This window comes from Treponema sp. R6D11 (genome assembly GCF_054786075.1).
Window position 1 is genome coordinate 1 of sequence record NZ_BDHD01000188.1, and the last position, 3319, is coordinate 3319.

The 3319-nt window shown below is 41.0% G+C and carries 1 protein-coding gene and 1 pseudogene; both read right to left on the reverse strand.

Annotated features, from left to right (window positions below; translation table 11 throughout):
• Nucleotides 1–2063 (reverse strand): methionine--tRNA ligase (metG, locus tag ACYVTD_RS10895; RefSeq protein WP_461247796.1); only part of this gene is annotated, 2063 nt, incomplete at its 3' end.
• A gap of 39 nt (nt 2064–2102) precedes the next feature.
• A pseudogene (locus tag ACYVTD_RS10900) lies at nt 2103–3319 on the reverse strand (hypothetical protein); the annotation flags it as partial.

The window sequence follows — 3319 nt, forward strand, 5'->3', positions numbered from 1 at the left end:
AGTCTTGTTCCTGTTGGACAGTCTCCTGCGTCAAGGGCTTCTACTCTCTCCGCAGGCTGACCGTCGGGACCGGTTGCGAGGTTATCGCTTGCGGCAAGGAGCATACCTTTCGATTCAACGCCGCGTAATTTTGCGGGCTTAAGGTTATAGGCGACTATTATCTTTTTGCCTAAAAGTTCTTCTTCTTTGTAGAAAGGCACAAGACCGGAAACAATTATCCGCTCTTCGCGTGTTCCCGTAACGCCCTCTCCTACTTCAAGATGTTCAATATAAAGTTTATCGGCTTTTGGATGCCTTTCTATCTTCTCTATTTTGGCGACACGTAAATCCATTACGGCAGAAAAAGGTTTACTTGCCGCCTGTTCCGCCTCGCTTTCCTGCCGTTCTTTCTGGCTGCCTGAATATTTTTCACGTAACGCCGCAACTTGCTCGTCTTCAAGTTTTGCAAACAAAACTTCGCTTGTTATTTTTATATTACCGATGCCTTCCGCTTTTCCAATGTCCTTCCAATCAAGATTTTCTCTGTGTTTAAGACCGAAAAACGAGGCGACTTTTCCGGCTGCTTGCGGCATATATGGCTCTATTAATACCGAAAGATCACGGACAAGGTAGGTAAGGTCGCGTATAACGGACTTTGCTTTTTCGGGATCATCGTTGCGTAAACGCCACGGCTCGTTGTCTTGGAAATATTTATTCGCAAACGAGGATAATTCAAATATTTCTCTAAAAGCGTCTCTTAATTCGGCTCTGTCAAGTTTTTCCGTAATTAATTTTTCCCTTTTTACCGCTTCCGCCCAAAAAGCGCCGTCGCTCTTTCCTTCGGGAATTATGCCGTCATAGTAGCGTGTAACAAAGGAGAGCGTGCGATTTACTAAATTGCCAAGGTTGCCTATAAGCTCTCCATTTACTTTTTCCTGAAAGTCGCTCCATGTAAACATTGCGTCGGATTTTTCGGGCCTGTTGTAATACACATAAAAACGCCATACGTCGGCGGGAATTCCTGTCTCTTTAGCGTCTGTTCCAAAAACTCCTATTCCTCTGGATTTGGAAAATTTTCCGTTTTCATAGTTAAGGTACTCCGTACTGGACATGTGGTGTAACATTGTCCATTTTTCTCCGCTTCCCAAAAGACTGGATGGAAAAATTACAGTATGAAACGGAATATTGTCTTTGCCTATAAACTGAAACAACTCAACGTCATTCGGGCTTTTCCACCAATAATTTACAAAATCACGCCAATTTCCTTTTTCTTCACCTAACGTACCTGTTATGGAAATATAGCCGATTGGAGCGTCAAACCATACATAAAATACTTTTTTTTCGTAACCCGGTTTTGGAACAGGGATTCCCCATTTTAAGTCTCTTGTTATCGCACGCTCTTTTAGTCCGTCTCTCATCCATGCCTGAGTCATCTGTATGGCGTTATGCGCCCAGAAGCCGTCTACGGAGGCTTTTTTTATCCAGTTGTCAAGTTTGTCTTTTATTCCGGGAAGGTTAATATAAAGATGATTTGTTTTTTGCAAAGTTGGAGAACTGCCGCAGGCGGAACATTTAGGCTCTTTTAAATCGGTAGGATCTAATAATTTGCCGCAAGCCTCGCATTGATCCCCTCTCGCTTCCGAACTGCCGCAAATAGGACAAACGCCTCGAATATACCTGTCAGCAAGAAACCTTTGGCACTTTGAGCAGTAAAATTGTTCTATCGTTTTTTCGCAGATAAATCCGGCTTTATCCAATTTTAAAAATATTTCCTGCGTTACTTCCGTCTGAATGGGAGTCGATGTGCGTCCGAATTTGTCAAAGGCAATATTAAACCATTTATAAATATCGCTGTGAATCTTATGATAGCGGTCGCACAATTCTTGGGGGCTTACGCCTTCTTCCGCAGCTTTGTTTTCGGTAGCGGTTCCGTACTCGTCCGTGCCGCAAACGTACAGGGTCTCATAACCGCGAAGCCTGCAAAAACGGGCAAAAGCGTCTGCAGAAAGCACCTGAATAAGGTTGCCAAGATGAGGTTCGTTATTGACATAGGGCAATGCCGATGTAATCAGTCTTCTTTTCATATAGTTTATGATAGCTAAAAACTAAGAGGTATTCAATACTTAGTGGGAGAACTTTATGGTAAACTCGTTTATCCACGAGCCGCCGTCTTTAAGAGAAATTGAAAATACAGGCATTATTCTTGCCGCCTGATAATAATCGTTATTGTAAACAGGGGCGAGATTTCCGGAAAATGTCTTTGCGGACGAAATCAATATCTGCACCTCGTTTTTTACATCGAGTATTTTAAGGTTATCTGTATCAAATTCCTTGTCTAAATGAATATCTTTTCCATTAACGTCAACCTTAGAAAAACGAACATACTCGTCCGTGATATTCGCAAATGAAAAACAAATCATGGGAATAAATTTAAACGACAGCGGCTGTTTTCCCGTATTTTTTAAATTATACGAAACTGTAAGAATATCTTTTTTAAGCAAAAAACATTTATTTATTTCTATTTCCCCAAACGGCGTATTGTCGCCTGACGCGGAAAGTTTAAAGCATATTTTTCCTTTTTTATCCTGCGCTATAGATTCATAATCCTCATTAAAACAAAGTCTTGTATCTTCCGTAATAGCGTCTTCATGTTTATCAACAATTGTATCCAAAGGAAGCAAAATATCGGCAAACATCGTCCGCCTGCCAAAATCGCCTGAACCGCAATCCAGATAATTCCATTCCTTTGGCAGATAATCAAGCTCAAAAACACCGGCTCCTTTGGGCTGAATGTAACAGTTAATAACAGCGTCCTGAAAAATAAATTCTTTTACGCCGTCAAAATCAAAATCATGCTGTATTAACGATGGAATAAATTTTCCCGTCTCGCGAGTCATCATTTCCGCGCGTAAAAGAGAACTGTACGCAGACTTGCGAAGCTCATTCCTAAGGTATCCGTTACCAGGAGAAAAAAGGTTTGAGTCCTGGGCTTGCCAAAGTTCTTCCCTCGCACTTAACTTGCGCGCTTTATCCCCTTTTAACTGATTTATTAATACATTGGTAAATATCATCTTTGAATAAATACCGCCTGACTCATCATGTTCAATTATAAATTTTCGCGGTGAAAAATTATTTTCCATGGCTGATGAGTTGGGGAAACTTTCCTTTTTATATGTTTTATGCCCTCTTAAAAATTTGGAAGGTAGCGTAGTTTCTACAATGTCTTCGGAAAGAGATATTTCCTCAAAAAAACGATTCCATGCCGTGTCCGGCGCTTCTTCCGAAGATGATAAAATTTTCTCAGGAAAAACGCTGATTATTTTTTCGGAGTCTTTTTTGC